Source organism: Variovorax paradoxus (assembly GCF_902712855.1).
GTDB lineage: Bacteria > Pseudomonadota > Gammaproteobacteria > Burkholderiales > Burkholderiaceae_C > Variovorax > Variovorax paradoxus_Q.
The window spans coordinates 65,707-90,756 of record NZ_LR743508.1 but is presented as its reverse complement, the minus strand read 5'-3'; the positions used below and the strand labels follow the sequence as shown (position 1 = coordinate 90,756).

Sequence of the window (25,050 nt, the reverse complement as noted above, 5' to 3'; positions counted from 1 at the left end):
CGAGAACATCGAGGAACCGGCTCTGCCGTGCCTCAGGTGTTGTTCCCGGTTACCGCCAGCCGCGGTGCCATCCGTACTGCGGGTGGTGCCATCCCCAGCCGTAGCGCGGGTGATAGGCCCAGACGAACCCCACACCGGGCGACACATAAGTGGGCGCCACATACGCCACGCCAGGTGGCGCCGCATACACCGGCTGTGCCGGTGCAACCACGCAGCCGGTCAGTGTGGCCGCCAGCGCGGTGGCGGACAGGGCAGGAAGAGCGAATCTCATGGCAAAGCTCCTGGAACGAGTTGTTGTCGGTATGCCCAACCAACGTCCCTTGCCGTTGCCGGATGACGGCCTTTACCGGGCTGAAACAGTGTCACAGCCAGGTTGCATGCCGGTATCCGGCGCCAGCGTCATCGCGCCGACCTTGCTGCCGAGCGCCGAGCGGGTGGCGCTCCTTTCGCTTCAGATCACCTTGAAGTTGTGCGTGCCGTCGTGTCCGAGTTGCGCGACCAGACCGAATTCCCAGTCGAGATAGGCCTGCATGGCTTCTGCGGGCGCATCGGTGCCTTCATAGGGCCGGCGATAGCGGTCGGTGCGCGGCGTGGCCAGGCGGGTTTCGCCGGTCTCGGCATCGAGGCCTGCGGCAAACCACGCGGCATTGCCGCCGGCCAGCAGCAGCACCTCGGTATCGCGCCTGCCATTCGCATCGAGCCACGAACGCAGGTCGGCCGCGGCGTAGCCCGCGAGCAGGCTGCTGCCGCAGGTCAGCACGTAGCGCTGCGATGCCGGGATGACCGCGCCGACCGCCTGCGCAAGCTGCGCGCGAATCGCATGCCAGGCGCCCGGGATGTGCCGCTTCACGTAGTTGGCGCTGGTGGTCACGTCGATGACCGCAGTGCCGGGTTGCGCCAGCCATACGGCGAGCTCCTTCGGTGCGACCTCGCTCACGGTGGCAGCGACCGGTGGATGCACCGCGGCGGGTGCCGTCGTCTCGTCGTAGGCGGACGCCGCCGGCACCTCGTCCAGCACATGCACTTCCCACCCCATCTGTGCAAGCCATGACGCGCTCATCGATGCGCGCACGCCGTCGTCGTCCGCCAGCACGATGCGCGCGCCGCGCACAGGCACGTGGTGATCGGTTTCCTGCACCAGTTGTCCGCCCGGTGCGCTGGCGAAGCCGGGCAGGTGGCCGGCGCCATATTCCTCGGGCGTTCGGACGTCGAAGCGGTACACGGTGCGCCCCGGCGTCTCGAGCGTGGGCAGCGCATCGAGCGCGATGCGCTGCACGCCCGCCTGCTGCGCCACGCGCCGCGCGTCGGCCTGTGCCTGTGCGCGGTGCTCGGCGGAGACCGCCACCGGCGCCTGCCGCGACGCGCCGTGGTCCAGCACCTGCCCCGCGAGCTTCCAGCCGATCGTGCCGTTGCGCAATGCGGCCACGGGGTTCGGAATGCCCGCGTTCACCAGCGACTGCGTGCCGATGATGCTGCGCGTGCGGCCCGCGCAGTTCACGATCACCTGCGTCGACGGATCGGGCGCCAGCTCGCGCACGCGCAGCACCAGCTCGGCGCCCGGCACGCTGGTGGCGGTGGGAATGCTCATGGTCTGGTATTCGTCGAAGCGGCGCGCGTCGAGCACCACCAGGTCGGCCTTGCTGTCGACCAGCGCCTGGACCTCGGAGGCCGAGAGCGACGGCGTATGCCGCTCGTGCTCGACCAGCTCGCCGAACGACTTGCTCGGCACGTTCACGTCGCGGAACAGTTCGCCGCCGGCCCGGCGCCAGCCCTCGAGGCCGTCTTCGAGCAGGTGCACGTTCGTGTAGCCGAGCGCCGCGAAGGTCTTCGCCGCCAGCGGCGCGAGGTCGGTGCCCTGGTGCTCGCCGTACAGCACGATGAGCGTGTCGCGCCGCGGAATGCGCCGCCATGCCTCGATCTCGATGCGCGACAGCGGCAGGTTGGCGGCCCACAGCGGATGCTCCTGCGCGAACGGGTCTTCCTCGCGCACGTCGAGAAGGGCGGTTTCGTCGCGCGCGATCAGGCGCTCGCGCACCGCGGCGAAGGGCAGGGCGGGAAAGGAGGCAGTCGTCATGCGGGTGTCGAAGAAGAGGATCTGAATTCGGCGCTGCGGTCCCACAGGTTGGGCAGCAGCGTGTTGGAGTAGCCGGAAACGAAAGGCTTGCGCCCGCCCTCCGGCGGATAAGTATGCCGCCGCACGGCACCGATGTTGGCGCCGTACACATGGATGCTGATCGACACGCGGTCCGCATGCGCGTTGTGCACCCGGTGCAGGTCGCCGATGCGGGGCGACACCGCCTCCACGTCGCCCGCGTCGAGCCGCACCGCCTCGCCCTGCGGCCGCGCGTGGCCTTCAGCGTCGAACACGAAGCCCTGGCTGTACTCCGCGCCGCGCAGCATGCCGATCAGGCCCCACACCGTGTGGTCGTGTACCGGCGTGGCCTGGCCGGGACCCCACACGAAGCTCACGACCGAGAAGCGCTCGGTGCTGTCGGCATGCAGCAGGAACTGCCGGTAGCGCAGCGGGTCCGGCTGCGCGAAGGCCTCGGGCAGCCAGTCGTCGCGCGCCACCAGGGTTCGCAGCAGCGCACCGCCTTCCGCGAGGATGCGCGGCTCGCCGGGCGCGCTGTCGAGCAGCCGGCCGAAGGCGCCGACGAAATCGCGCAGCGGCGCGATCGAGGACGGCGCGGTCACGCCGGCCGCTTCCACACGCTCGCGTCGGTGATCGCTCGCACGTCAACGCGCACCGGCAGGATGCCGTCGCGCGCCGAGCGGTCGGCCACCGCCTGCAGCGCAACGACATCCGCTTCGCTCACCGGCCGGCCCGCCACCGACGCACGCGCGGTGATGATGCGGGACGACTCGATGGGCAGGCGCGTGAGCTGGCTGTACGCCTGCGCATAGGCCTCCGGGTTGGCCAGCGCCCAGTCGCCTGCACGGCCCAGGCGGTCGAGGAACTGCACGATGGCAGCGCGTTTCGCCGGATCGGCCAGCGACGATTCGGTGGCCGTGATGAAGCCCAGCGCCGTGTTGATGCCGCGTCCGTCGCGCAATGTGCGTCCGCCCTGCTGCAGCGCGATCGTGTAGTACGGGTCGAAGACGGCCCAGGCGTCGATCTGCCGCGACGCGAACGCGGCGGCCGCGTCGGTCGGCAGCACGAACTTCACCGTGACCTCTTCGCGCTTCACGCCGGCTTCCTCGAGCGCGCCGTACAGCTGGTACTGCGAGATGCTGCCGCGCGCGGACGACACGATCACCGTCCTGCCGCGCAGGTCCGCCACGCTGCGCAGCGGCGAGTCGCGCTGCACCACGATGCCCAGCGAATCGGCCTTGCCGACGCGCGTGGCGACGATCTTCAGCGGTGTCCTTCCGACCGCCGCGGCCAGCACCGGCAGGTCTCCGGCCATGGCGGTGTCGACCGCCGCGCTGCGCTGCGCCTCGAAGAGCGGCGCGGCGCCCTGGAAGTTGGCCCAGCGATAGGCGAAGGGCGCGCCCTCGAGCGCGCCCGAGGCCTCGAACAGCGAGCGCAGCCCGCCGGCCTGGTCGCCGAGGACCAGCGTCGCCTGCGGCTGCGCCAGGGCGCGCAGCGCTCCGGTGGCGCCCAGGGAAAGTGCCGCGCCTTGCTTCAGCCAGCTGCGGCGCGAGGCCGTCGAGAACAGCAGCGGTGTCATGCGGCGGCTCCCGTCTTCGACAGCAGCGCGCGCTTGCCCGCGGCCACCAGGATCGCATCGTTCTGCGGCGTGTGGATGCGGCTGCACAGCACGTCGCGGTGGTGCCGCTCCAGCGGGTTCGCGCGCGCCAGGCCATGGTTGCCGCTGAGCTGCAGCGCGAGTTCGACCGCACGGATGGCGTTGCCCGTCACCGTGTACTTGAGCAGGCCGCTGTCCGTGGCCGGTGGCGCCCGGCCGCCGTCGACCGCTGCCGCGGCATCGTCGAGCAGCACGCGGTTGGTGCGCAGCAGCGCCTCGATCTCGCCCACGTGTTCCTGCACGCGCGGCAGGCTCGCCAGCGGCGCGCCGAGGCTGCCGGGGGCACGCTGGTCGAGGAAGCCCGCCAGCCAGTCCCGCGCGGACGTGGCCACCGCGTCGTAGAGGCTGCCGAGCAGCACGGTCATCCACGCCTGCTGCGTGGCATGGGCGTCGATGTCGGTCTGGCTGCCCGCGTCGGGTGCCCAGTCGGCGGGCACGCGCAGGTCGACGGCATGGTCGAGGTCGATGGCGACGTTCTCGAACACCACCTCGTGGCTGCCCGAGGCCCGCAGGCCGAGATGATCCCAGCTCGCGATCACGCGCACGCCGGGCGCGTGTCGCGGCACCAGGAACACGCCGGTGCGCGGCGCGGCGTCGTCGGCTTCATGCGTGCGGGCCCACACAGCGAGCCATGTGAGGCCTTCGATGCCGGTGGTGTAGAGCTTGTGGCCGTCGAGCTTCCAGCCTGCGCCATCGCGGCGCGCCACGGTGGCGGGCAGGCCGCCGCGCGCCGGCGAGCCCAGCGCCGGTTCGACGCGCAGGGCGTTGATCAACGCGCCATGCGCGACCGCATCGCGCGCCACGCGTTCGCGCAGGTGCGGCGGCCAGCGGCTGTCGGCGCGCGTCAGCGCGTGGTGCTGCAGGTAGGTCATCGTGAGGATCAGCGCGGTGGCCGGCTCGCCGCGCGCCACCGCCGCGATCACGCGGCGTGCGGTCGCCAGCGTGGCCCCGCCGCCGCCGTGCTCGGCAGGGGCGACCAGCCCGACCAGGCCGTGCGCCTTCAGCGCATCGAAGTTCTCTCGCGGGAAGGCACCGCTGCGGTCGTGGTCCGCGGCGGTGGCGGCGAACTGCGCCGTCAGCCGGGCCAGCACCGCGGCGTCGACGGTGGAGGGAAAGGCTGGAGGGCTGTGAGAAGTGTCGGGCGCGGATGCCGCGCGGCGCAAGGGGAGTGCACTCATGGTGGTGGCACGTTAGCGGCCCGTCCGGCGCCCGAAAACGATGCATCGCGCATATGGAAACTCGTTTTCCTGCGTTCGCTTCCGGCGGCTGTCCCGGTACGGTTCGCTCCATGAACCCGGATCTCCTGTCGGACCGTCGCCGCCTGCCGCAGGCGGCGGCCGCACGCGCAGGCATGCGCGGGCTGATCCGGCCGGCTTCCATCTCCCACCCCAGAAGCAGAAGGACAACACCATGAGCCAGCCACAGCCGCACGACGGCGTCGAATTCATCGGCATGATCCAGGGCCAGAAGGTCTCGGAGATCCACGCGGCCAACGGCCCCGCGCTCGACCGCGACTACGTACGCGCTTTCGCGCAGGCCCACGAGCAGGCCGGCTTCGACCGCGTGCTGGTGCCGCACCATTCGACCAGCCCCGACGCGACGCTCACGGTGGCCTACGCCGCCTCGGTGACCGAGCGCATCGGCGGCGCCGCTGGCGGAGGCGCTGAATGCGGCCGCCGTCGACTCGGGCCCCATCGGCGACGCGCCGCTCATCTTCGCGCTGGCTGCCGGTACGCGCGTGAAGGCCATCGGTGCGAACCGCTCCGACTCGTACGGCACGGCGGTGCTGGTGCGGCCCGACTCGCCGCTCAAGACAGCGGCCGACCTCAAGGGCAGGAGCATCGCAACCAACCGCGGGTCCATCGGCCACTACGTCACGCTCAAGGCCATCACCGCGGCCGGTCTCAGGCCCGAGGACGTGAACATCCGATTCCTTGCGCCCGCCGATGCCAAGCTCGCGCTCACGCAGGGCTCGGTCGATGCCTGGGCCACCTGGGAGCCCTACACCGCGCTGGCCGAGGTGAGCCACCATGCGCGCGTGCTGGTCAGCGGACGCGGCCTGCTGCCGGGGCTGAGCTACCTCGCGGCGACCGACGGCGCCATCGCGGCCAAGCGGCCGGTGCTGCAGGATTTCCTGCAGCGCGTGGTGAAGGCGCAGCTCTGGTCGTACCGCAACGTCGATGCCTACTCGGCCGCGCTGGCGCGCATCATCGGCATCCCGCCCGAGGCCGCCAGGCTGCAGTTCGAGCGACGCCAGCAGAAGTGGGTTCCGATCGATGCGCAGGTCATCGCCGACCAGCAGGGCACGGCCGACTTCTACCGGCAGGTCGGGCTCATCAGGCAGCCGCTGGATGTGAAGAACACCTTCGACCCGGGCTTCGGCGTGGCCGGATGACGGCGCGCCGAAAACGTAGCTGAGTCCAAGACTCGCGTAGATGCGTGCGTCCGGCGCGGCGTTGCGGTGGCTAGAGTCGGTTGCATGACCAACGCCAACGACACCACCTACGCCATTTCCCCCGCGCCCGTCCACTCGCTGCCGATCCAGGGCGAACGCGCGCGCTTCCCGGTCAACCGCATCTTCTGCGTGGGCCGCAACTATTCCGAGCACGCCCGCGAGATGGGCCACAACCCCGACCGCGAGCCGCCCTTCTTCTTCATGAAGCCGGCCAACGCCATCGTGGCCGACGGCGGCGAGTTCACATACCCCGCGCTGTCGAACGACGTGCACCACGAGATCGAACTCGTGGTGGCGCTGAAGGGCGGCGGCTCGGACATCGCCGCGTCGGATGCGCTCTCGCACGTGTACGGCTACGCGGTCGGCCTCGACATGACCCGCCGCGACCTGCAGAGCGAAGCCAAGAAGATGGGCCGCCCCTGGGACACCGGCAAGGCCTTCGACGGCTCCGCGCCCTGCGGCGAACTCGTGCCCGTGGCCAAGGCCGGGCACCCGTCGGCCGGCGAGATCCGTCTCGAGGTCAACGGCGCGCAACGGCAGGTCGGCGACCTGGCCGACATGATCTGGAACGTGCCCGACACCATCGCCTACCTGTCGACCCTGTTCGCGCTGCAGCCCGGCGACCTGATCTTCACCGGCACGCCGGCCGGCGTGGCGGCGGTGCAGCGCGGCGACCGCATGCGCGGAACGGTGGCGGGCGTGGGCGCGCTCGAGGTCGTGGTGGTCTGACGCGGGCTGCGGCCCGCGCGCCGGGCCGCGAGTTGGCGTACGCTCGCCGGCACAAGCCTGCCGACCTGCCCGCCACGATGCGTTCCCCTCTCTCTTCTTCCGCCACGTCCGTGCGCACCTACGGCATGCACGAGCGAGCCGACCATCTCGATTTCGACATCCGTTTCCAGGGCGCGCGCAACGAGCTCACGCTGCCGCACCGGCATGCGTACTTCCAGATCCAGATCGGCATCGAGGGCAGCTCGCGGCAGGCCATCGGCGGCGAGGTGCGGCCCTTCGGCCCGCGCCACCTGAGCTTCGTGCTGCCGTACCGGGTGCACGTGATCCCGCATCCGCCCGAGGCGCTGTACTGCATCGTCAATTTCGACCAGCGCTTCATGTGGCCCGAACTCGACGTCGATGCGCTCGACCTGGAGGACGTGCCGCTTGCGCGCTATCCCGACCTCGCACCCTTCCTGTTCCAGGAGTACGTCGACTTCGCCTTCGATGAGGCCGACTTCGCGCGCATCCGCGGCTGGCTCGACGAGCTGCATGCGCTGAACAGCGGCCGCAGCTTCGGCGCGAAGATCGCGATGCGCGGCATCGTGCAGCAGGTCATTGCGCTGGCCTGCATGCGGCAGGAACAGGCGCTGATGCGGCTTTCGGTGGCGCACGACGGCAAGACGTCGCAGCGCGACGCACTGCAGCGCGTGGTGCGCTACGTGCGCGACAACCTCGACAAGCCGCTGTCGCTGACCGATGCGGCCGCCGCCGCGTTCCTGTCGCCGAACTACCTCGCGAACCTGCTGCGCAAGGAGACCGACCGCACCTTCACCGACCTGGTGACCGAACGGCGCATCGAGCGCGCGAAGGAACTGCTGTCGTCGACCTCGATGCTGGTGCGGGAGATCGCGCACCAGTGCGGCTTTGCCGACGAGGCCTACTTCAACCGGCGGTTCCGGCAGTGGGTGGGCAGCACGCCGCGAAGCTTCCGACGCGACCATGTCGCCGGCACGCACGCCCGGACAACGCGCCCGGCCTCGCGCGGCAACTGAGGCAAGCGCTTCACCGACAGCCGGCAAGGCTGCCGACACGCGGCCGCGATCGGGCGGCTGCAAGGACGGCTCAGTTGACGCGCCAACCTGCCTCTGCCTCCCTGACCACCTCTGCGACCCAGTCCGCGAAGGCCCGCACGGTCGGCGAGAGGTGGCGATTCTGGGGATAGAGCACGGAAAGCGGTATGGCCGGCGCCGAGAAATCGCTCAGCACACGGCGCAGGCGCCCGCTGAGCAGGTACGGCAGCACCATGTAGCTACCGGCCCGGACCATGCCCAGGCCTTCGGCGCCGCAGGCCACATAGGCGTCGATGTCGTCGACCACGAGATGCTCGCGCATCGCGATGAACCGGTCTTCTCCGTTCACCACGAAATGCCAGTCCCACGGCCGCGCCGTCTGGCTCGACAGGTAGCCGACCGAGTGATGCTGCGCCAGGTCGTCCAGGGTCCTGGGCTCGCCGTGCTGGGCGATGTAGGTCGGCGACGCGCAGGTGACCCAGTCGAACGCGCCGATGCGGCGCGCGACGAGCGTGCCCGAGTTCTCCGGGGTTCCGGTGCGGACCACGCAGTCCACGCCTTCCTGGATCAGGTCGACCTTCCGGTCGCTCATCGTCAGGATGAGGTCGACGTCCGGGAAGCGCGCCTGGAAGTCCTTGAGGGCCGGTATGACCACCAGTCGGGCCAGCGACAGCGTCATGTCCACGCGCAACCGCCCGCGCGGATTGCCGGCCCTGGCGGGGAAGCTCGATTCCACCGCCTCGATGTCGGCCAGCAGGCGCTTGCAATGGTCGTAGTAGACGGTGCCTTCGGGCGTCAGGCTCAGGTGCCGCGTGGTCCTCTGCAGCAAGCGCACGCCCAGGAATTGCTCCAGGTCCTTGATCGCGCGCGTCACCAGCGACCTGGAGGTGAGGAGGCTGTCGGCGGCCCGGTTGAAGCTGTGCATGTCCACCACGCGGGCAAAGATCTGCATCGATTGAAGACGGTCCACCGTGTCGCTCCTTCGGGATTTTGTTCTCCTACTAAGAACAAGTTCAGAGGTTGGGCGCGAGTTTGAGCCCATTTCAAGCGGAATTGTTGCAGCTGATGCAATAGCCAATTCCAGCTTCCCGTCTCGATCTTTGCCAGGCGCGCTCTCAGACTGCGACCCATCAACTATCGAGGACGTCGCATGAAACCAATCACCAAGCAGCACGTGGCCGCCATCGCGGCGGCGATCGGCAGGGAAGGCGCAGGCATGGGAATGCACTGGGACAAGGGGCCGCAGGCCCATGCGACATACACGCGCCGGATCGGCGCGGCGCCTCTCTTCAACCCCCCAAGCAGTCAATCAAACACCCAGGAGTCCACATGAACGAATCTCACCTCGACAACCTGCCCGCGGGCTACGTGCCGCCCAAGGTCTGGAGCCCGAAACACGAATACGGCGGCCAGTTCGGCAGCATCAACAGCCCGGTGTCCGGTGCCAGGTTCGAGCGCGAACTGCCGGTGGGCAAGCACCCGCTGCAGCTGTATTCGCAAGGCACCCCGAACGGCCAGAAGATCACCATCCTGCTGGAGGAGCTGCTCGCCGCGGGGTATTCCGATGCCGAATACGACGCCTGGCTGATCGACATCTTCAAGGGCGACCAGTTCGCGAGCGGCTTCGTCGACATCAACCCGAACGCCAAGATTCCCGCGCTGGTCGATCGCTCCGTCGATCCGGTGCTGCGCGTCTTCGAGAGCGGCTCGATCCTCGTGTACCTGGCCGAGCGCTTCGGCGCCTTCCTGCCGACCGAGCGCCGTGCGCGGACCGAGACGCTGAACTGGCTGATGTGGCAGATGGGCTCCGCGCCCTTCGTCGGTGGCGGCCTCGGCCACTTCTACGCCTATGCACCCTTGAAGATCGAATACGCGATCGATCGCTACGCCATGGAGGCCAAGCGCCAGCTGCATGTGCTCGATACGCATCTGGCTTCGCACGAATACCTGGCAGGCAACGAATACACCATCGCCGACATGGCGGTCCTGCCCTGGTATCCCGGCAGTCTCTACGGCGTCTACAAGACGCACGAGTTCCTGGCCGTCGAGGAGTACCAGCACCTGCTGCGCTGGTACCGGGCCGTCGGCGCCCGGCCGGCAGTGGCCCGCGGCAGGCGCGTCAACCGCACCTCGTCCGTGCCCGGCGAATTCCTGCGCGAGCGCCACGATGCATCCGACTTCGACACGCTGACCCCCTGAACCGCTGACTTGCCGAAGACAGCGTTTTTTTCCAGCCGCTCGCCGCGCGAGCGGTCCACTCCGTCCCTTCACGGGACCCATCACGCAAGACCCTCATGAAACTCTATTACTCCCCCGGCTCGTGCGGCCTCGCTTCGCAGATCGCGCTTCGCGAAGCCGGCCTCGATGTCACGCTGGTCAAGGTGGACTTCAAGACCAAGACCACCCTGGAAGGCGACTACTTCCAGGTCACGCCCAAAGGCTTCGTGCCCGCGCTGAAGCTCGATGACGGCGACCTGTTGACGGAAGGCGCTGTCATCCTGCAGTGGATCGCGGACCGGCACCCCGAAGCCAGGCTGCTGCCGCCGTTCGGTTCGATGGAGCGCTACAGGGCGCTCGAATGGCTGAACTTCGTGGCGAGCGATCTGCACAAGGGCATGGCGGTGATGTTCTCTCCGCTCGTGAGCGACGAGTCCAAGGCCAGGTTTGCAGAAGGCAACCTGACCAGCAAGTTCGTCTACATCGACGAGCATCTGGCCGAGCGCGACTACGTCCTGGGCACGCAGTTCTCGGTGGCGGATGCCTACCTCTACAACGTGCTGTCCTGGCCTTCGCGCGTGGGTCTCGACATCTCCGGCTACCCTGCGATCCAGCGCTTCATGGCGCGGATGGCGCAGCGGCCCAGCGTCCGTGCTTCGCAGGAAGCCGAGGGACTCCAGCGCGCTTGACCAGGCCGTTGCCGCAGAATCCGGCGTCATTGCTACCCCCATCCTGAAAGACGCAGATGCCAGTCCGCCGCAACGAGTTCGACCAGTCCATCGGCCCGGATGTGCCCGAATGGGCTCCCCGCGCGCTTCCGCCGCGCAAGCCCATCGAGGGCCGCTTCTGCACGCTGGAGCCGCTCGACGCGGCCCGCCATGCCGACGACCTGCACGCCGCCTACGCGCAGGCGCCCGACGGCCGCGACTGGACCTACCTGTTCTCCGAACGCCCCGCCGACCTCGAAGGCACGCGTGCGTACGTCGAGCGCGCCGCGAAGAGCACCGATCCGATGCACTTCGCCGTCGTCGACCGGCACAGCGGCCGCGCCGTCGGCACGCTCGCGCTGATGCGCATCGACCCGGCGCACGGCGCCATCGAGGTGGGCAGCGTCACCTTCTCGCCGTTGCTCAAGCAGACGCCGATGTCCACCGAGGCGCAGTACCTGCTGATGAAGCTGGCCTTCGACGCGCTGGGCTACCGCCGCTACGAGTGGAAGTGCGACAACTTCAACGAGCCGTCGAAGCGCGCCGCGACGCGGCTGGGCTTCCAGTTCGAGGGCATCTTCCGCCAGGCCGTGGTCTACAAGGGCCGCAGCCGCGACACGGCATGGTTCTCGATCGTCGACACCGAATGGCCCGCGCTGCGCACCGCCTTCGAGCGCTGGCTGTCGCCCGGGAACTTCGACGCACAGGGCCGCCAGCGCGTGTCGCTCGACGCGCTGCGGCAGCCTTCCTGAGATGCTGCCTCACTGAGCGGCCGGCGCGGCCGGCGCGGCTGGCGCGGGGAGTGCCTCGCACAGGAAGTCGAGAAAGGTCCGCACCACCTCGGGCAGGGTCCGTCCGGCCAGCGTCTGCAGCTCGACGGAGCGCGCCCGCATGCCGCGCTCGCGGATCTCCGCGGCGTGCAGTTCGCCGCGCCGCACGCGTTCTCGGACGGATATCTCGCCGGCGATCGCGAGTCCGCCGCCGAGCAGCACGAAGTTGGCCAGCGCCTCGAAGCGGTTGCTGACCAGCGCGGGCTCGAACACCACGCCGCGGTTGCTGCAGGCCACGTCGAACAGCTGGCGCACCGTGGTGTCGGGTCCCGAAAGACCGATGGGAAACGGCAGCATCTGCGCCAGGGTGACGCTGCGGAACTTCGCCAGCGCGTGGCCCGGGTGCATGAGCGCGAAGACCGAGGCCGCCTGCCGGTGCGCCACGTGCACGCCCTGGACGGCTGCACGGCTGTAGGTCAGGCCGATGTCGGCATTGCCGAGCAGCACGGCATTGGTGACGTCCGCGGAGTCGCAGGCTTTCAGCTCGAACTGGATGCCGGGATGCAGCGCCCGGAACGCGACGATCCGCTGCGGCAGGAACTCGTTCGCGAAGCCCGACGAGCAGGCGATGCGGACGTGTCCGCGCCGCAGGCCCCGAAGCCCCTGGATGTCGGACACCACGCGTTCGGCTTCCATCTCCCCGCGCCGTGCATGCGCGGCCAGCAGCTCACCCGCCGGGCTCGGTGCCATGCCGCGCGGGCGGCGCTCGAACAGCGGCGCACCCAGCATGTCCTCGAGCATCGCGACCTGCCGGCTGATGGCGGAGGCGCTGACGTTCAGGCGCACGGCGGCCTCGGTCAGCGAGCCGCTGCGCACCACCTCGAGGAAGTAGCGCAGGGAGGTTTCCTGGAGGCGATGGGGGGAGGGCATGGCGTTCGGACGCAATGGCGGGTTGAAGCCCGCGTTGCAAAAAACGCAACGATATCGCAGGAAATCGGCAATTGTTCAAAAGCGCGGCTTTGCCTAGACTGCCTCGAAACTGTCATAAAGGCCGCGTTCCCATGCCGATCCACCCCCGACTCCCTCGCAAGCTGCTTGCCCCGCTTGCCATTGCCTTGCTCGCCGCCGCCGGCGTTGCCGGCGCGGCCGACCTGTCGCCGGCCGATGCCGAACGCCATGCGCAGGCCACCTACCGCGAGTATTTCGAGCTGCTCTCGCTGCCCAACGATGCCATCGTGCCGGAGGACATCCGCAAGAACGTCGAGTGGCTGGAGCAGGCTTTCCGCAAGCGCGGCTTCACCACGCAGCAGCTGCCCAACGACGGCAAGCCGATGCTCTATGCGGAATACCCGGGCAGCGACCCGGCTCGCAAGACGGTGCTGTTCTACATGCACCTCGACGGCCAGCCCGTGATTCCCGCGCAATGGGCGCAGAAGAGCCCCTGGACGCCGGTGCTCAAGCGCAAGGCGGCCGACGGCAGCTGGGAGGAGATCGATTCGGCGCCGCTCTTCAGCGGCCCGCTCGACCCCGAGTGGCGCGTGTTCGGCCGCGCGTCGGCCGACGACAAGGGGCCGATCATGATGATGCTCGCGGCCATCGACGCGTTGAAGGCCGGCGGCGGGCAGCCGGCGGTGAATGTCAAGGTGATCCTCGACAGCGAGGAGGAAAAGGGCTCGCCCTCGATCAGCAAGGTGATGCAGGCGCACCGCGACCTGCTGCGCACCGACGCCATCGTGATCCACGACGGCCCGATGCACGCCACCAACCGGCCCACGCTGGTGTTCGGCAACCGGGGCGCGGCCGAGGCGCGGCTCACCGTGTACGGCGCCAAGGTGCCGCTGCACAGCGGGCACTACGGCAACTACGCGCCCAACCCGGCGCAGCGCTTGGCGAGCCTGCTGGCCTCGATGAAGAACGACCAGGGCCGCGTGACCGTGGCCGGCTACTACGACCACGTGAAGATCGCCGAGGCCGACCGGAAGATCATGGCCGCCGTGCCCGACGACGAAGCCGCGCTCAAGCGTCGCCTGGGCATCGCGCAGACCGACAAGGTCGGCGGCAACTACCAGGAGGCCATGCAATACCCGTCGCTCAACGTGCGCGGCATGGCGGCCGCGGCGGTGGGCGACAAGGTGGCCAACATCGTGCCGGACAAGGCGGTGGCCGAGCTCGACCTTCGCACCACGCCCGATTCCGACGCGGCCTGGCTCGGCCAGCAGATCCGCAAGCACATCGAGCGCCAGGGCTATCACCTGGTGAAGGGCGAGCCGACCGACGAGGACCGCGCGCGCTACGACAAGCTGGCCAGCTTCTCCTACCAGAGCGAGGGCGGGGACGCGGCCGGCTCGCAGATCAATTCGCCCGTGGGGCAGTGGGCCTACAAGGCGCTCACCGGGACCTTCGGCACCCAGCCGGAGCCGGTGCGCATCCGCATGATGGGCGGTACCGTGCCCACGGCCGAGATCGTGCGCGTGCTGCCGGTGCCGTTCGCGATCATTCCGCTGGTGAACGCGGACAACAACCAGCACGCGGCCAACGAGAACCTGCGCATGGGCAACTACGTGAGCGGCGTGCGCACCGTGTACGGGCTGATGACGCAGCCGTTCTGACGGCGGCCCCCGCGGCCGCTGCCGCCGGTGCGAGCCGCTTTCCTCAGGCGGTCTTGCCCGGCTTCTGCGACTGTTCGCACTCGACCTGGATCAGCTCGCGCTCTTCCAGCGTCGCGCCGATGCGCACCGCGCTCAGGCAGCCGCCCCACACGCAGCCGGTGTCGGTCGACAGCAGGTCGGGCCGCGAGAGCCAGCCCAGCGTCGACCAGTGGCCGAAGGCGATGGTGGCCTTGGCCGTCCTGCGGCCGGGCACGTCGAACCAGGGCATGTAGCCCTCGGGCGCGGTGGCGGCGCTGTCCTTGGCCTCGAACTCCATCACGCCCTCGGCGCTGCAGAAGCGCAGCCGCGTCAGCGCGTTGACGATGGCGCGCAGCCGCGCGCTGCCGGTCAGCGAGTCCTGCCAACGATCGGGCTCGTTGCCGTACATCGACATCAGGAACTCGCCCAGCGCCGGCCCGCGCAGCACCGACTCGACCTCCGACGCCAGCACCAGGGTGTCGCTCACCGTCCACTGCGGCAGCACGCCGGCGTGCACCATCAGCAGGTCGCCAGCGCCAATGCGCATGTGCAGCGCCATGTGCTGGCGGCGCACCCAGTCGAGCAGCGCCTCGCTGTCGGGCGCGGCCAGCAGTTCGCCCAGCGTGTCCTTGCGGCCAGCCTTGCGCGCGCCGTGTGCCACGCCCAGCAGGTGCAGGTCGTGGTTGCCCAGCAGGCTCAGCGCCGACGCGCCGTAGCCCTGCACGCGCCGCAGCACGGCGAGCGAATCGGGACCCCGGTTCACCAGGTCGCCGAGCAGCACGATGGTGTCGCGGCTGGGGGAGAAATCGATCTTCTGCAGCAGCCGGCCGAGGGGCGCGTCGCAGCCTTGCAGGTCGCCAATCAAGTAAAGTGCCATTCCCTCATTCTCTCCCTCAGTTCATGGATGTCTTCCTCCTGGCCTTGCTGACCACGCTCAACGCGTTGTTCGCAATGTCCGAAATGGCCCTTTCCACCAGCCGGCGTGCACGTCTCGCGGCTCTGGCCGAAACGGGAGACGCCGGCGCGGTGGCCGCGCTGAAGCTGATGGAATCGCCCACGCAGTTCCTCTCGACGGTGCAGATCGGCATCACCTCCATCGGCATGCTGAGCGGCATCGTCGGCGAGGCCGCATTCGCAGCGCCCCTGGCCGTGTGGATGGAATCGGTCGGCATGGGCGCCGGCACCGCCAGCGTGGTGTCCACGGCCTGCGTGGTGACCTGCATCACCTTCTTCACCATCATCTTCGGCGAGCTGGTGCCCAAGCGCATCGGCCAGCTGTATCCGGAGCCGGTGGCGCGCTGGGTGTCGCGCCCCATGCGCGGGCTGGCCAAGGCGGCCAAGCCCTTCGTGTGGCTGCTGGCAGGCGCCACGGCCACCACGCTGAAGCTGCTGCGCATCGACGCCAACGCAGCCCGCTCGGTGACCGAGGAGGAAATCTCGGCCAGCCTGGAGGAGGGCGTGGACGCCGGCGTCATCGAGCAGCACGAGCACCAGATGGTGCGCAATGTGTTTCACCTTGATGACAGGCGCCTGTCGTCGCTGATGATCCCGCGCGCCGACATCGAGTGGCTCGATGCCTCGTTCACCGTGCCGCAGGCGCTGCAGAAGGTGGCCGACGCGGCCGCGCTCAACCTGGTGCATTCCTGGTATCCGGTGTGCCGCAACTCGCTCGACGACGTGGTCGGCGTGGTCAGCGTGGCGCAGCTGCTGCGCCTGGGCTCCGCGCATCCCGGCGTGCTGGGCCAGGAGGCCACGCCCGCGGTGTTCGTGCCCGAGACGCTCACCGGCATGGAGCTGCTCGAGCAGTTCCGCGAACGTGCCGGGCGCCTTGTGTTCGTGGTCGACGAGTACGGCGTGGTGCAGGGCCTCATGACCCCGCGCGACCTGCTCGAGGCCATCACCGGCGAGCTGCAGCCTGGCATGCAGACCGACGCCTGGGCCCGCGAGCGGCCCGACGGCGTGTGGGAACTCGACGGCCTCATGCCGGTGTCGGAGCTGCGCGCGCGCCTGGGCATCCGCGAACTGCCCGACGAGGAGCGTGGCCGCTACAACACCGTGGCCGGCCTGCTGATGGCCGTGTCGGGCCACCTGCCCGAAGTGGGAGAACAGATCGACTGCGCCGGCTGGTCCTTCGAGATCGCCGCGCTGGAGGGCCGCCGCATCGATCGCGTGCTGGCGTCCCCCGATCAGGCGGCACCGCCGAAGAGCGAATAGGACACGGGCAGATGCTGTCGCTGCTCGCACTCAGCTGCCCACAATGTTCCGCGCCGTTGCCGCGTGCAGCCCGCTGGCGCACGGTCGACTGCAGCTACTGCGGCGCGACCGTGGTGCGTGGCGAGGAGATCGTCGAGCGCGAGAGTTTCCGCGCCGCGCTGCGACGGGCCAATGCGGACGTGCCGGGAGGGCGCATCCTCCACTGGCGCGATGCGCGCTATCGCGTGCTGGCGCCGCTGGCCACCGGCGAGCACAGCGAAGTGCTGCTGGCAGAGCGGCTCGGCGCGCTGCCAGAGCGCGTCACCTTCAAGCTTTCGCGCCACAGCGCGGCCGACAGCGTGCTGGCCCGCGAAGGCGCGGTGCTGAAGGCCCTGCAGGACCTGTCGATGGCCGGTGCCGCGTACTTCACGCGCCGGTTGCCGCAGCCGCTGGGCACGGGCGTGGCCGAGGGCCTGGGCGACGGCACCCGCCAGGCGCTGGTGCTGCGTCATCCCACCGGCTTCTGGGGCAGCCTGCAGGACGTCGCTCTTGCCAACCCGGCAGGCGTCGATGCGCGCCACGCCGTGTGGATCTGGCGCCGCATGCTCGAGGTGCTGGGCTTCGTGCACGGCGCCGGCTGGACGCACGGCGGCATTTCGCCGGCGCATGCGCTCGTGCACCCGCGCGACCATGGCGTGCTGCTCATCGGCTGGTCGCGCGCGCAGCACGCGGCCGGCGCGGCGCACAAGGCGGCTGCCGCACGCGACCTGGCGCAGGCCGCCTGGACCGTGCGCGCATTGCTGCACGGCGGTGCGGCCGGCGACCCCGGCGTCGGCGCGCACACCCCAGCACCGCTGGCTGCGTTGCTGCGCGAGTGCAGCGAAGACACCGCCTGCGAGCGCCTCGGCGCGCAGGGCATCGAGCAGGCGCTGTCGGCGGCGTCGCGCGAAGCCTTCGGCGCACCGCGGTTCGTTCGTTTCGATCCCGATCCGCACGCCGGCGGCTGAGCACCGGCAGGCACCACAACCAGTCAATCAGGAGGACAAGTTCATGGGCTACGGAAACTACTCGCACGCCGCGCACGCGGCCATCATCGCCGACCGCGCCGCCAGGCCGGGCGCCGAGGTCTTCACCCAGCGGTCGACGCACCCGCTGATGAACCCGAAGGGGCTGAAGGTGCGCGAGTCGCGCGACAACGCCGACCATCCGAACTCGCTGGGCATCGCCTTCGCGCTCGACGTCACCGGTTCCATGGGCGACATCCCGCAGACGCTGGCGCGCCGCGAACTGCCCACGTTCATGAAGCTGCTGACCGATTGCGGCGTCCCCGATCCGCAACTGCTGTTCATGGCCATCGGCGACGCCACCTCCGACCATGCGCCGCTGCAGGTCGGCCAGTTCGAGTCGACCGCCAACCTCATGGACCAGTGGCTCACCTGGAGCTACCTCGAAGGCGGCGGTGGCGGCAGCGGCGAGGAGAGCTACGAGCTGGCCTTCTACGTGATGGCGCAGCACACCGACATGGACTGCTGGGTCAAGCGCAAGAAGCGCGGCTACCTGTTCGTGACCGGCGACGAGCTGCCGTACCCCGCCGTCTCGCGCCACCAGGTCGAAGGCCTCATCGGCGAGAAGCTCGACGAGGACATCCCGATCGAGGAGGTCATCGCCGCCGCGGCAGAGACCACGAACCTGTTCTTCCTGATTCCCGACGCCCAGCGCCGCCGCCGATGCGAGGGCCGCTGGCGCGAGCTGCTGGGCGACCACGTCATCTGCATGGATTCGCCCGATGACGCCTGCGCCGTGGCGGCCGGCATCGTCGCGCTTACCGAGAAAGCCGTGCCCAGCCTCGATGCGCTGGCCGGCGTGATGAGCGGCACCGGCATGGCCAAGGAACGCGTGGGCGGCGTGCTGCATGCGCTCGACGCCTATGCGGCGCTGCTCGACCCGGCCGGTGCGCGACGTGCGCCGCCGGCGGTGGCCACCGCGGCTGCCAACCCGCGCTCGTCGTGGTGGAAGCGCCTGTTCGGCTGATCTCCCCGTGACGGTTCCGGCAGCGGCCACGCGCTACGTCTCGCTGCTGGGCCTCGGCTTCGGCGACTGCGGCAAGGGCCTCTTCACCGACCACCTGTGCGGTGCGCTGCAGGCCCGCACGGTGGTGCGCTTCAACGGCGGCGCACAGGCCGGGCACAACGTGGTGCTGCCGGATGGCCGGCACCACACCTTCTCCCAGTTCGGCGCCGGCACTTTCCATGCGGGCGTGGGCACCGTGCTCGCCAGTCCGGTGGTGGTGCACCCGACGGCGCTGTGCGTCGAGGACGCGGTGCTGCGCCAGGCAGGAGTGGAGAATGCTTTCTCGCGCCTCTTGATCGACGCCCGATGCCGCGTGACCACGCCCTTTCACCAGGCCGCGGGCCGCCTGCGCGAATGGGTGCGCGGAGAGGGCGCACACGGCAGCTGTGGCGTGGGCGTGGGGGAAACGGTGCGGCATGCACTGGCCACGCCCGACGATGCGCTGTGCTACGGCGACCTTGCCCATCCTGCGCGCGCCTTCGGCAAGCTGGAAGCCACGCGCGACGCGCTGCTGCACGAATTCGCAGATGCGGCGCCCGCGCATGCCGATGCCGCGAAGGAGCTCGCGGTGCTGCGCGACCGCACGCTGTCGCACCGCTGGCTCGATGCCGTCGCGCCGTGCCTCGCGCAATCGCCGCCCGCTGCCGCGGATCGCATCGCCGAGCGCCTGGCGCGCCCCGGCACAGTGGTGTTCGAGGGTGCGCAGGGTGTGCTGCTCGACGAGTGGCGTGGCTTTCATCCGCACACGACCTGGAGCACCATCTCGACCGCGGCCGTCGAGGCCGTGCTGCGCGACCTCGGCATCGGGGCGCGCGTGCGGCACCTCGGCGTGCTGCGAAGCTATCTCACGCGCCACGGTGCGGGCCCCTTGCCCACGCACGACCGCGGCCTCGACGCGCGGCTGCCGGAGCCGCACAATGCGGACGAGGGATGGCAGGGCACGTTCCGGCGCGGGCATCCCGACGCGGTGCTGCTGCGGTATGCGCTCGATGCGGTCGGCCCGCTCGACGGCCTGGTGGCGAGCCACCTCGATGCAGTCGAAGGCGCCGGCCTGAAATGGTGTTCGCGCTATCGCGATGCGCAAGGTTCGCGCTGGAGCGCGCTGCCGATCGGCCACGTGCCTGACCTCGAGCACCAGCGTGCGCTGACGCAGCGGCTGAGCGGTGTCCAGCCGCTGTACGAAGGCGCCGCCATTGCCGAGCCACATGAGTGGATTGAACGCGTCGAGGCGCTCAGCGGCCTTGCGGTGCGGTACGGTGGCTTCGGTCCCACACGCGGCACCGTCCGGGCGCTGCGCCCCTTCGAACATCCTTGAAAGACCTCGTGCCGTACAACGTTCCCCTGGTCATCGGTGCAGCGCTCAGTGCCATCGCGGCGCTGCTGCACGTCTGCATCATCTTCGGCGGACCGGCGTGGTATCGCTTCTTCGGCGCCGGCGAGCGCATGGCATCGGGTGCGGCGGCGGGGCATCTCTATCCGCCGGTGGTCACGCTGCTCATTGCCTGCGTGCTCGGCCTGTGGGCCGCCTATGCGCTGTCGGGTGCCGGTGTGCTGCAGCCGCTGCCGCTGCTGTCGTGGGCGCTGCCTGCGATCACCGCCGTGTACCTGGTGCGCGGGCTTGCGGCGCTTGCGATGTTCGTGTTCGACCGCCGCCGGCTCGACGCCTTCTGGGTCTGGAGTTCGCTGATCTGCCTGGTGTACGGCGTGGTGCATCTCGTGGGTCTGGTGCAGGTCTGGTCTGCGCTCTGACCGCGCGTTGCATAGAGGTGAACGAGATGGCAAGCAAGAGCCCGACGACGATCGCCGAATACATCGAGGCCGCCCCGGCCGAAGGCCGGCCGCATCTGCGCCGGCTTCACGCACTGCTGAAGCGCGTGGCGCCGGACGCCGAGGAAGCGATCAAGTGGGGCACGCCGTTCTTCGTGGAGCCCCGTTTCCTGTTCGCCTTCTCGGCGCACAAGGCGCACCTGAACTTCACGCCCACCGAAGCCGGGCTGGATCCGTTCCGCGAAGAACTGCAGAAGCACAAGACCACCAAGGGCATGCTGCATGTGCCCTACACCGCGGAGTTGCCGGAGGCACTGATCTGCAGGATCGCCGAGCAGCGCCTGCAGGCCGTGCTCGCACGCGACGACGACGCCTTCTGGTAGCCCGGCGCGGCTTCAGGCGTTCGTCTTCTTTGCAGGCTTTGCAGGCTTTGCAGGCTTTGCAGGTTTCGCCTTCGCCTGCCTGCTCGCGCCGTTGAACGCGACCGCTTCGCGTATCAGCGCCTCGAACGCGGCAGCGTCCACTTCCTCGCCTTCGTGGATGTCGATAGCGCGGCGCATGTTGCCGTCGAGGCTCGCATTGAACAGCCCGGCCGGGTCCTTCAGCGACGCACCTTTCGCGAAGGTGAGTTTCACCGCGCTCTTGTAGGACTCTCCGGTGCAGATGATCCCGTCGTGCGACCAGACGGGCGTGCCCATCCATTTCCATTCCTCGACCACTTCGGCGTCGGCCTGGTGGATGAGCTTGCGCATCCGGGCCAGCGTGGCGCCGCGCCAGTCGGCAAGCCCGGCAATCTTTTCGGTGATGAGTTCGGATGCCGGCAACGCTTCGCCCGGAGCCTTCGCCTCTGCTTTTTTCATCTTGTCAGTCCTTGGGATCGCGCAGGCCGGTGCCGTGCGGCGCCGGGCGATGTTACGGCGGACCGCGGCGTCGTCGCAAGGCGCGGCGCCTTGCAGGCCGCGTCGCCGGCGGCATCGGTGCAGCGCAGGGCCTTGCCTAGAATGCGGCCTCCCGCTTCCTGCGCTCCTCCTGCTTCTGCCGCGCTGCGCGCGGCCGCATCTCCATGCACCTCGACGTCCCCTCGCTCATGCTGCCGCTGGGGTTGGGTTACCTGCTGTTCGCGTGGCAACTGGTGCTTGTGCGCCGCCGCCTCGCGGCCGACCGTGCGCTGGCGCTCTGGACCAAGGGTTGCGTGTTCCTGCTGGCGGGCATGGTGGGGCTGTTGTCGCGGCTGGTGCTGCCCGAGTGGCTGTCGATCGTGGTCGGCAACCCGCTCGTCCTGTGCGGCATGCTGTACTTCACGCAGGCGGTCTACCTGCTCGTGGGCAAGGGACCGGTGCCCCGATGGATCACCGCACTGGTGGTTGCCAGCGCACTGGCCACGCCGGTGCTGCTGGCCTGGCCGATGAGCGTGCGCTCCATGATCTTCTCGGTCGTGCTGATGCTGCTGTCCGGCGCGTTGTCGCTGCATGTGTTCCGCCACGCATGGCATGCGGAGAGCACCATGCGCGCCGTGGCGCTGACCATGCTGATGCTGAGCGTCGCCCATGCGCTGCGCGCGTTGCAGGCCGGCCTGGTGCCGGACCAGTACCTGAACTTCTTCCAGTCGAGCCTGGGGCAAGGCATCGTCGTGCTGCTGGCTTTCCTCGCGCTGCTGGGCAGCGGCGTGGGCTTCGTGATGGCGAGCCTGGAGCGCACGGCGAAGAACATGGAGTTCCTCGCCAGCCACGACGCGCTGACGGGATGCCTGAACCGGCGCAGCTTCGATCCGCTGTTCAGCCACGAGGTCGCGCGCAGCCGGCGCAGCGCGGAACCATTGGCGCTGCTGCTGCTCGACCTGGACCATTTCAAGCAGGTCAACGACCTGCATGGCCACCGCAGCGGCGACCTCGTGCTGCAGGCATTCGCCAGGCGGGTGCAGGGCAGGTTGCGCTCGGCCGACGTGTTCGCGCGGCTGGGCGGCGAGGAATTCGCGGTGCTGCTGCCGTCCACCGACCTGGCCGGCGCGCAGCACGTGGCCGATGCGCTCTGCCGCGCGGTGGCCGAGAACCCGGCGCAGCTGCCGGGCGGGCGGCCGTTCGCGCTCACGGTGTCGCTGGGGCTCGCCATGTTCGAGCCCGGCCCTGCGAATGCGGGGCCCGCCGAACGGGGCGCGCATTCGGGAGCGACGGCGCAGGTCTCGCCAGAGCTGCTCTACATGCGCGCCGATCAGGCGCTGTACGAAGCCAAGCGGCAAGGGCGCAACCGCGTGGCGGTGTGGCGCGAGCAGCCGTTGGCCTTCGAGGATCTCGTCGTGTCCGCCTGATGCGGATGCCGCGCAGGTGCGCGGCATGGCCCGTTCATGGGAGGTCGAAAGTTTTCATCGGTGCGAGACTCGCGCTCCCCCGGTTTCAAGGTGGCGCGCATGCCCAGTCTCTTCGAATACGTCCGCGAGCAGTTTCCGATCAAGTTGCAGGCCGACAAGGTGAGCAACGGCGTGCGCACCGCACCCGACGGTTCGAAGCGCAACCTGTCCGAGAACCGGCCCGTCGCGGAGTGCGAGCGGATCGTCGCCGAGGTGGTGCTGAAACCCACCGTCGGCAATCACCGCCATATCCGGTTTTTCGGATTCGACCAGCCGAGGGTCAACGAGTTCGGCGCCTGCCTCGACCTCGCCGCGAGGATGCTGGCGGAGGCGCGGCGCCATGTCGGCCTCCACACGTGGCCGGGCAAGACGAATTTCGAAGCGGCCTTCGGCTCGCGTGCGTGGCACGGCATGAGCACGACCCGCAAGGCCGGACTGGCCCGCGGCAATGCCAATGCCGAGTCTGGTTTCGCTTCGCGCTCGGCCTACGTGCGCACCAAGATCGACCAGATGATTGCCGACCTCGCCAGTGAAAGCTGGATGATCTACAAGAGCTACGAGGCCGGCGATGCCGCTGCACTGAAAGGCGGGCGGGGCGGCTACCTGATGGCGATCGGCCCCGGGTTTCCACGCGGGGCGCTTGGACATTTCCACGCCGGCGTGCTGGTGCACGAAGTCGGTCACAACCTCGGGCTCGCCGACGTCTGCGGCACTTGCCACAGGCTGTTGCTGGATGGCGCCCATTTCACCCCGTATGCGGACGCCAACATTCCGCAATGCTCGAGCAACAACACCCACGGCCCCATGATGGCCGCCGGCGGGCATTTCATCGGTTCGAAGCAGACCACGCGGCTGGCCGAGCACCACAAGAACGCGACGGTCTACAACACCGACTCGTACCGCTGGTACTGCTACGCATTCTTCAAGAACGAGGTGGCCTCAGGGATTGCGGAGCACAAGAGGTTGCTGCCGGCCTGACGGGGCGCGGGCGCCGGCCGCGTGGCGGGCCGGCACGTCACCAGGCCGCGCTGCCCCCTTCCAGCGCCCGCCTCGCGAGAAGGAAGGTCGCCGCGTTCCAGCTCTGCCCGGCCATGCCCATCGGCGCGAGCGTGCGCCCGTGGAACCACTCGGTGAAGCGCCAGTCGTCCAGTGCGTTCGCCTGCGCCAGCCGCGCGAGCTCCGACCATCCCTGCGCATGCAGGCCGAGCCGCGCGAGCGCCATCACCCAGAAGCCGCCGACGAACGGCCAGATGCCGCCGTTGTGGTACTGGTGCACGATGTTCTGCTGGTGGCGTCCCATGTACGCGCGCCACAGCGGATGCTGCTGCGACAGCGGGTGCAGCACCACGCGCACCGGGTAGGGGTCGCAGGCGCGCGCCTCGTTCACGGTCTGCACGATGCGGCTGGCCATCTCGGGGTCGGCCAATCCGCCCTGGATGGCCAGCACGTTGCCGAACACATCGCCCTCGTCGCCCACCACCGCGAGGTTGACGAAGCTCAGGTACAGCCCCGGGTCCCGGCGGCCGCGGCGCGCATAGTGGCGCAGCAGGCGCGCGCGGTGGTATTCGGGCAGGTCGCGCTGGAACGGGTTGAACAAGTGGTTGAAGTGGTGCTGCGTCTCTTCGGCGTGCGCGATGGCGAAGCGGCGCTTCACGTCGAACCAGAGCGCGTTGGTGTAGAGCACGTAGCCCGAGCGCGGCATGATGTCGGCCCAGTCGCTGGCTTCGTTCTGCTGCAGCAGGCGGAAGTGCTGGTGCTCCTGCGCCAGCAGCCACTGGATCGCCAACTCGGCCTTGTCCTGCCAGTGCGTGGCGCCGACCTTGCCGTGGCGGCGCACATGGTCCACCGCGATCAGCCACCACAGGGTGGCGTCGATGCAGCCGAGATACCAGAAGTCGGCGTCCTGCCCCTCGGGGTCGACGTACTTGGGAATCTGGCCGTTGGCCGCCTGCTGCGCGGCGAGCGCGTCGAGGCTGGCCACGGCGCCCCGTTCGAGCGCGGGGACGCCGCTGCCGCACATGGCCATCACGCAGATGGCGGCGTCGCGGCCGAAGATGCGCGTGTAGCGCCGTGCCACGGCCGCCTCGGTGCGGCTGGCGGCCAGGATGCCGTGCGGCGTGAGATTGCTTTCGAGCAATGCGAGCGAGGCCCGGGTGCAGGTGTCGATCAGTGCGAGCGCTGGGGTGTCGAGTGGGGCGTCAGGTTTCTTCATGGATCGTCTATCGTCGCGCCGTAAGTGCCGCAGGGCCATTTTCCCTGTGGCGCATCAGGTATCAGATTGTCAGACGCATGCCTCGCAGCCCGCGCAGGCTGCGCCTGCAAGCCCGCAGCGTCATACTCCCGGCCGGCGCGTCGCTCGACGGGACGCGA

Annotated in this window: 25 protein-coding genes and 2 pseudogenes; 17 read left to right on the top strand and 10 right to left on the bottom strand. The window is 69.4% G+C overall.

The window, feature by feature from the left end; translation table 11 throughout:
- Window positions 1-49: 49 nt before the first annotated feature.
- The 5 genes from AACL56_RS26920 to AACL56_RS26900 all read right to left on the bottom strand — a co-directional run bounded on the left by AACL56_RS26920 (window position 50) and on the right by AACL56_RS26900 (window position 4,927).
- Window positions 50-271: a hypothetical protein gene (locus AACL56_RS26920; protein WP_339093042.1), complete on the bottom strand. Its 222-nt coding sequence runs from the start codon at window positions 269-271 to the stop codon at window positions 50-52.
- Between the two features lie 180 nt (window positions 272-451).
- Entirely contained in the window at window positions 452-2,074 is a 1,623-nt protein-coding gene (locus AACL56_RS26915; RefSeq protein ID WP_339093041.1) for a rhodanese-related sulfurtransferase, read from the bottom strand.
- The gene (locus AACL56_RS26910) at window positions 2,071-2,694 is read right to left on the bottom strand and encodes a cysteine dioxygenase (RefSeq protein ID WP_339093040.1); all 624 of its coding nucleotides are present in this window, start codon (window positions 2,692-2,694) and stop codon (window positions 2,071-2,073) included. Before AACL56_RS26910 ends, AACL56_RS26915 begins: the two co-directional genes overlap by 4 nt.
- Window positions 2,691-3,671 carry an ABC transporter substrate-binding protein gene (locus tag AACL56_RS26905; protein ID WP_339093038.1) on the bottom strand — a complete coding sequence of 327 codons (981 nt, stop codon included), beginning with the start codon at window positions 3,669-3,671 and terminating at the stop codon, window positions 2,691-2,693. The genes AACL56_RS26910 and AACL56_RS26905 overlap by 4 nt, the downstream gene beginning before the upstream one ends.
- Window positions 3,668-4,927, bottom strand: a complete 1,260-nt coding sequence (locus AACL56_RS26900; RefSeq protein WP_339093037.1) for an acyl-CoA dehydrogenase family protein — start codon at window positions 4,925-4,927, stop codon at window positions 3,668-3,670. The genes AACL56_RS26905 and AACL56_RS26900 overlap by 4 nt, the downstream gene beginning before the upstream one ends.
- Before the next feature lie 232 nt (window positions 4,928-5,159).
- Here AACL56_RS26900 and AACL56_RS26895 point away from each other — a divergent pair.
- The 4 genes and pseudogenes from AACL56_RS26895 to AACL56_RS26880 form a co-directional block, all read left to right on the top strand.
- Window positions 5,160-5,390 (top strand): annotated as a pseudogene (locus tag AACL56_RS26895) (LLM class flavin-dependent oxidoreductase); the annotation flags it as partial.
- Window positions 5,389-6,144: pseudogene (locus AACL56_RS26890) on the top strand (ABC transporter substrate-binding protein); the annotation flags it as partial. The pseudogenes AACL56_RS26895 and AACL56_RS26890, both read left to right, overlap by 2 nt.
- A gap of 84 nt (window positions 6,145-6,228) precedes the next feature.
- Complete coding sequence (locus AACL56_RS26885; protein WP_339093036.1) at window positions 6,229-6,933, top strand: fumarylacetoacetate hydrolase family protein; 705 nt, start codon at window positions 6,229-6,231, stop codon at window positions 6,931-6,933.
- Between the two features lie 77 nt (window positions 6,934-7,010).
- On the top strand, window positions 7,011-7,967 hold the full coding sequence (locus AACL56_RS26880) for a helix-turn-helix transcriptional regulator (protein ID WP_339093035.1): 957 nt from the start codon (window positions 7,011-7,013) through the stop codon (window positions 7,965-7,967).
- 70 nt (window positions 7,968-8,037) lie between these two features.
- Here the strand turns inward: AACL56_RS26880 and AACL56_RS26875 are convergent, their stop codons facing one another.
- Entirely contained in the window at window positions 8,038-8,955 is a 918-nt protein-coding gene (locus tag AACL56_RS26875) for a LysR family transcriptional regulator (protein WP_339093034.1), read from the bottom strand.
- Between the two features lie 180 nt (window positions 8,956-9,135).
- Between AACL56_RS26875 and AACL56_RS26870 the strand changes: the two genes are divergently transcribed.
- The 4 genes from AACL56_RS26870 (at window position 9,136) to AACL56_RS26855 (ending at window position 11,661) form a co-directional block, all read left to right on the top strand.
- Entirely contained in the window at window positions 9,136-9,318 is a 183-nt protein-coding gene (locus AACL56_RS26870) for a hypothetical protein (RefSeq protein ID WP_339093033.1), read from the top strand.
- Window positions 9,315-10,184 (top strand): glutathione-dependent disulfide-bond oxidoreductase, encoded by an 870-nt coding sequence (yghU, locus tag AACL56_RS26865; RefSeq protein WP_339093032.1) that lies wholly within the window; start codon window positions 9,315-9,317, stop codon window positions 10,182-10,184. The genes AACL56_RS26870 and yghU overlap by 4 nt, the downstream gene beginning before the upstream one ends.
- Before the next feature lie 95 nt (window positions 10,185-10,279).
- The gene (gene gstA / locus AACL56_RS26860; protein ID WP_339093031.1) at window positions 10,280-10,891 is read left to right on the top strand and encodes a glutathione transferase GstA; all 612 of its coding nucleotides are present in this window, start codon (window positions 10,280-10,282) and stop codon (window positions 10,889-10,891) included.
- A 56-nt stretch (window positions 10,892-10,947) separates the two neighbouring features.
- Complete coding sequence (locus AACL56_RS26855; RefSeq protein WP_339093030.1) at window positions 10,948-11,661, top strand: GNAT family N-acetyltransferase; 714 nt, start codon at window positions 10,948-10,950, stop codon at window positions 11,659-11,661.
- Window positions 11,662-11,670: 9 nt separating this feature from the next.
- Here AACL56_RS26855 and AACL56_RS26850 read toward each other — a convergent pair whose 3' ends face one another.
- Complete coding sequence (locus AACL56_RS26850; protein WP_339093029.1) at window positions 11,671-12,609, bottom strand: LysR family transcriptional regulator; 939 nt, start codon at window positions 12,607-12,609, stop codon at window positions 11,671-11,673.
- 131 nt (window positions 12,610-12,740) lie between these two features.
- Here AACL56_RS26850 and AACL56_RS26845 point away from each other — a divergent pair, with 131 nt between their 5' ends.
- Window positions 12,741-14,288 carry a M20/M25/M40 family metallo-hydrolase gene (locus tag AACL56_RS26845; RefSeq protein ID WP_339093028.1) on the top strand — a complete coding sequence of 516 codons (1,548 nt, stop codon included), beginning with the start codon at window positions 12,741-12,743 and terminating at the stop codon, window positions 14,286-14,288.
- A gap of 43 nt (window positions 14,289-14,331) precedes the next feature.
- Here AACL56_RS26845 and AACL56_RS26840 read toward each other — a convergent pair whose 3' ends face one another.
- Complete coding sequence (locus AACL56_RS26840; RefSeq protein ID WP_339093027.1) at window positions 14,332-15,183, bottom strand: symmetrical bis(5'-nucleosyl)-tetraphosphatase; 852 nt, start codon at window positions 15,181-15,183, stop codon at window positions 14,332-14,334.
- Between the two features lie 23 nt (window positions 15,184-15,206).
- Between AACL56_RS26840 and AACL56_RS26835 the strand changes: the two genes are divergently transcribed.
- From AACL56_RS26835 to AACL56_RS26810, 6 genes are read left to right on the top strand one after another with little or no spacing between them, the layout of a single operon-like run.
- Window positions 15,207-16,520, top strand: a complete 1,314-nt coding sequence (locus tag AACL56_RS26835; RefSeq protein ID WP_339093026.1) for a hemolysin family protein — start codon at window positions 15,207-15,209, stop codon at window positions 16,518-16,520.
- A 56-nt stretch (window positions 16,521-16,576) separates the two neighbouring features.
- Entirely contained in the window at window positions 16,577-17,506 is a 930-nt protein-coding gene (locus tag AACL56_RS26830; RefSeq protein ID WP_339093025.1) for a protein kinase family protein, read from the top strand.
- 43 nt (window positions 17,507-17,549) lie between these two features.
- Window positions 17,550-18,530, top strand: a complete 981-nt coding sequence (locus tag AACL56_RS26825; RefSeq protein ID WP_339093024.1) for a VWA domain-containing protein — start codon at window positions 17,550-17,552, stop codon at window positions 18,528-18,530.
- 7 nt (window positions 18,531-18,537) lie between these two features.
- Entirely contained in the window at window positions 18,538-19,884 is a 1,347-nt protein-coding gene (locus tag AACL56_RS26820) for an adenylosuccinate synthetase (protein ID WP_339093023.1), read from the top strand.
- Window positions 19,881-20,318 carry a hypothetical protein gene (locus AACL56_RS26815; protein ID WP_339093022.1) on the top strand — a complete coding sequence of 146 codons (438 nt, stop codon included), beginning with the start codon at window positions 19,881-19,883 and terminating at the stop codon, window positions 20,316-20,318. The genes AACL56_RS26820 and AACL56_RS26815 overlap by 4 nt, the downstream gene beginning before the upstream one ends.
- A 26-nt stretch (window positions 20,319-20,344) precedes the next feature.
- Window positions 20,345-20,719 (top strand): iron chaperone, encoded by a 375-nt coding sequence (locus AACL56_RS26810; RefSeq protein ID WP_339093021.1) that lies wholly within the window; start codon window positions 20,345-20,347, stop codon window positions 20,717-20,719.
- A 12-nt stretch (window positions 20,720-20,731) separates the two neighbouring features.
- Here the strand turns inward: AACL56_RS26810 and AACL56_RS26805 are convergent, their stop codons facing one another.
- Window positions 20,732-21,196: a DUF1801 domain-containing protein gene (locus AACL56_RS26805; protein ID WP_339093020.1), complete on the bottom strand. Its 465-nt coding sequence runs from the start codon at window positions 21,194-21,196 to the stop codon at window positions 20,732-20,734.
- Between the two features lie 203 nt (window positions 21,197-21,399).
- On the opposite strand from AACL56_RS26805, the gene AACL56_RS26800 reads away from it, so the two are divergent.
- Entirely contained in the window at window positions 21,400-22,641 is a 1,242-nt protein-coding gene (locus AACL56_RS26800) for a GGDEF domain-containing protein (protein ID WP_339093019.1), read from the top strand.
- A gap of 99 nt (window positions 22,642-22,740) precedes the next feature.
- Window positions 22,741-23,658, top strand: coding sequence for a hypothetical protein (locus AACL56_RS26795; RefSeq protein WP_339093018.1), 918 nt, complete (start codon window positions 22,741-22,743; stop codon window positions 23,656-23,658).
- A gap of 37 nt (window positions 23,659-23,695) precedes the next feature.
- Here AACL56_RS26795 and AACL56_RS26790 read toward each other — a convergent pair whose 3' ends face one another.
- Window positions 23,696-24,892, bottom strand: a complete 1,197-nt coding sequence (locus AACL56_RS26790; RefSeq protein ID WP_339093017.1) for an amylo-alpha-1,6-glucosidase — start codon at window positions 24,890-24,892, stop codon at window positions 23,696-23,698.
- Window positions 24,893-25,050: the final 158 nt, after the last annotated feature.

Excerpts from the sequence above, each read along its gene's own strand:
- AACL56_RS26825 (WP_339093024.1), top strand. The coding sequence starts at position 17,550 with ATGGGCTACGGAAACTACTCGCACGCCGCGCACGCGGCCATCATCGCC.
- AACL56_RS26810 (WP_339093021.1), top strand. The coding sequence starts at position 20,345 with ATGGCAAGCAAGAGCCCGACGACGATCGCCGAATACATCGAGGCCGCC.
- AACL56_RS26920 (WP_339093042.1), bottom strand. The coding sequence starts at position 271 with ATGAGATTCGCTCTTCCTGCCCTGTCCGCCACCGCGCTGGCGGCCACA.
- AACL56_RS26885 (WP_339093036.1), top strand. The coding sequence starts at position 6,229 with ATGACCAACGCCAACGACACCACCTACGCCATTTCCCCCGCGCCCGTC.
- AACL56_RS26800 (WP_339093019.1), top strand. The coding sequence starts at position 21,400 with ATGCACCTCGACGTCCCCTCGCTCATGCTGCCGCTGGGGTTGGGTTAC.
- AACL56_RS26915 (WP_339093041.1), bottom strand. The coding sequence starts at position 2,074 with ATGACGACTGCCTCCTTTCCCGCCCTGCCCTTCGCCGCGGTGCGCGAG.
- yghU (WP_339093032.1), top strand. The coding sequence starts at position 9,315 with ATGAACGAATCTCACCTCGACAACCTGCCCGCGGGCTACGTGCCGCCC.
- AACL56_RS26795 (WP_339093018.1), top strand. The coding sequence starts at position 22,741 with ATGCCCAGTCTCTTCGAATACGTCCGCGAGCAGTTTCCGATCAAGTTG.
- AACL56_RS26790 (WP_339093017.1), bottom strand. The coding sequence starts at position 24,892 with ATGAAGAAACCTGACGCCCCACTCGACACCCCAGCGCTCGCACTGATC.
- AACL56_RS26805 (WP_339093020.1), bottom strand. The coding sequence starts at position 21,196 with ATGAAAAAAGCAGAGGCGAAGGCTCCGGGCGAAGCGTTGCCGGCATCC.
- AACL56_RS26845 (WP_339093028.1), top strand. The coding sequence starts at position 12,741 with ATGCCGATCCACCCCCGACTCCCTCGCAAGCTGCTTGCCCCGCTTGCC.
- AACL56_RS26840 (WP_339093027.1), bottom strand. The coding sequence starts at position 15,183 with ATGGCACTTTACTTGATTGGCGACCTGCAAGGCTGCGACGCGCCCCTC.
- AACL56_RS26855 (WP_339093030.1), top strand. The coding sequence starts at position 10,948 with ATGCCAGTCCGCCGCAACGAGTTCGACCAGTCCATCGGCCCGGATGTG.
- AACL56_RS26900 (WP_339093037.1), bottom strand. The coding sequence starts at position 4,927 with ATGAGTGCACTCCCCTTGCGCCGCGCGGCATCCGCGCCCGACACTTCT.
- gstA (WP_339093031.1), top strand. The coding sequence starts at position 10,280 with ATGAAACTCTATTACTCCCCCGGCTCGTGCGGCCTCGCTTCGCAGATC.
- AACL56_RS26835 (WP_339093026.1), top strand. The coding sequence starts at position 15,207 with ATGGATGTCTTCCTCCTGGCCTTGCTGACCACGCTCAACGCGTTGTTC.
- AACL56_RS26905 (WP_339093038.1), bottom strand. The coding sequence starts at position 3,671 with ATGACACCGCTGCTGTTCTCGACGGCCTCGCGCCGCAGCTGGCTGAAG.
- AACL56_RS26880 (WP_339093035.1), top strand. The coding sequence starts at position 7,011 with ATGCGTTCCCCTCTCTCTTCTTCCGCCACGTCCGTGCGCACCTACGGC.
- AACL56_RS26850 (WP_339093029.1), bottom strand. The coding sequence starts at position 12,609 with ATGCCCTCCCCCCATCGCCTCCAGGAAACCTCCCTGCGCTACTTCCTC.
- AACL56_RS26870 (WP_339093033.1), top strand. The coding sequence starts at position 9,136 with ATGAAACCAATCACCAAGCAGCACGTGGCCGCCATCGCGGCGGCGATC.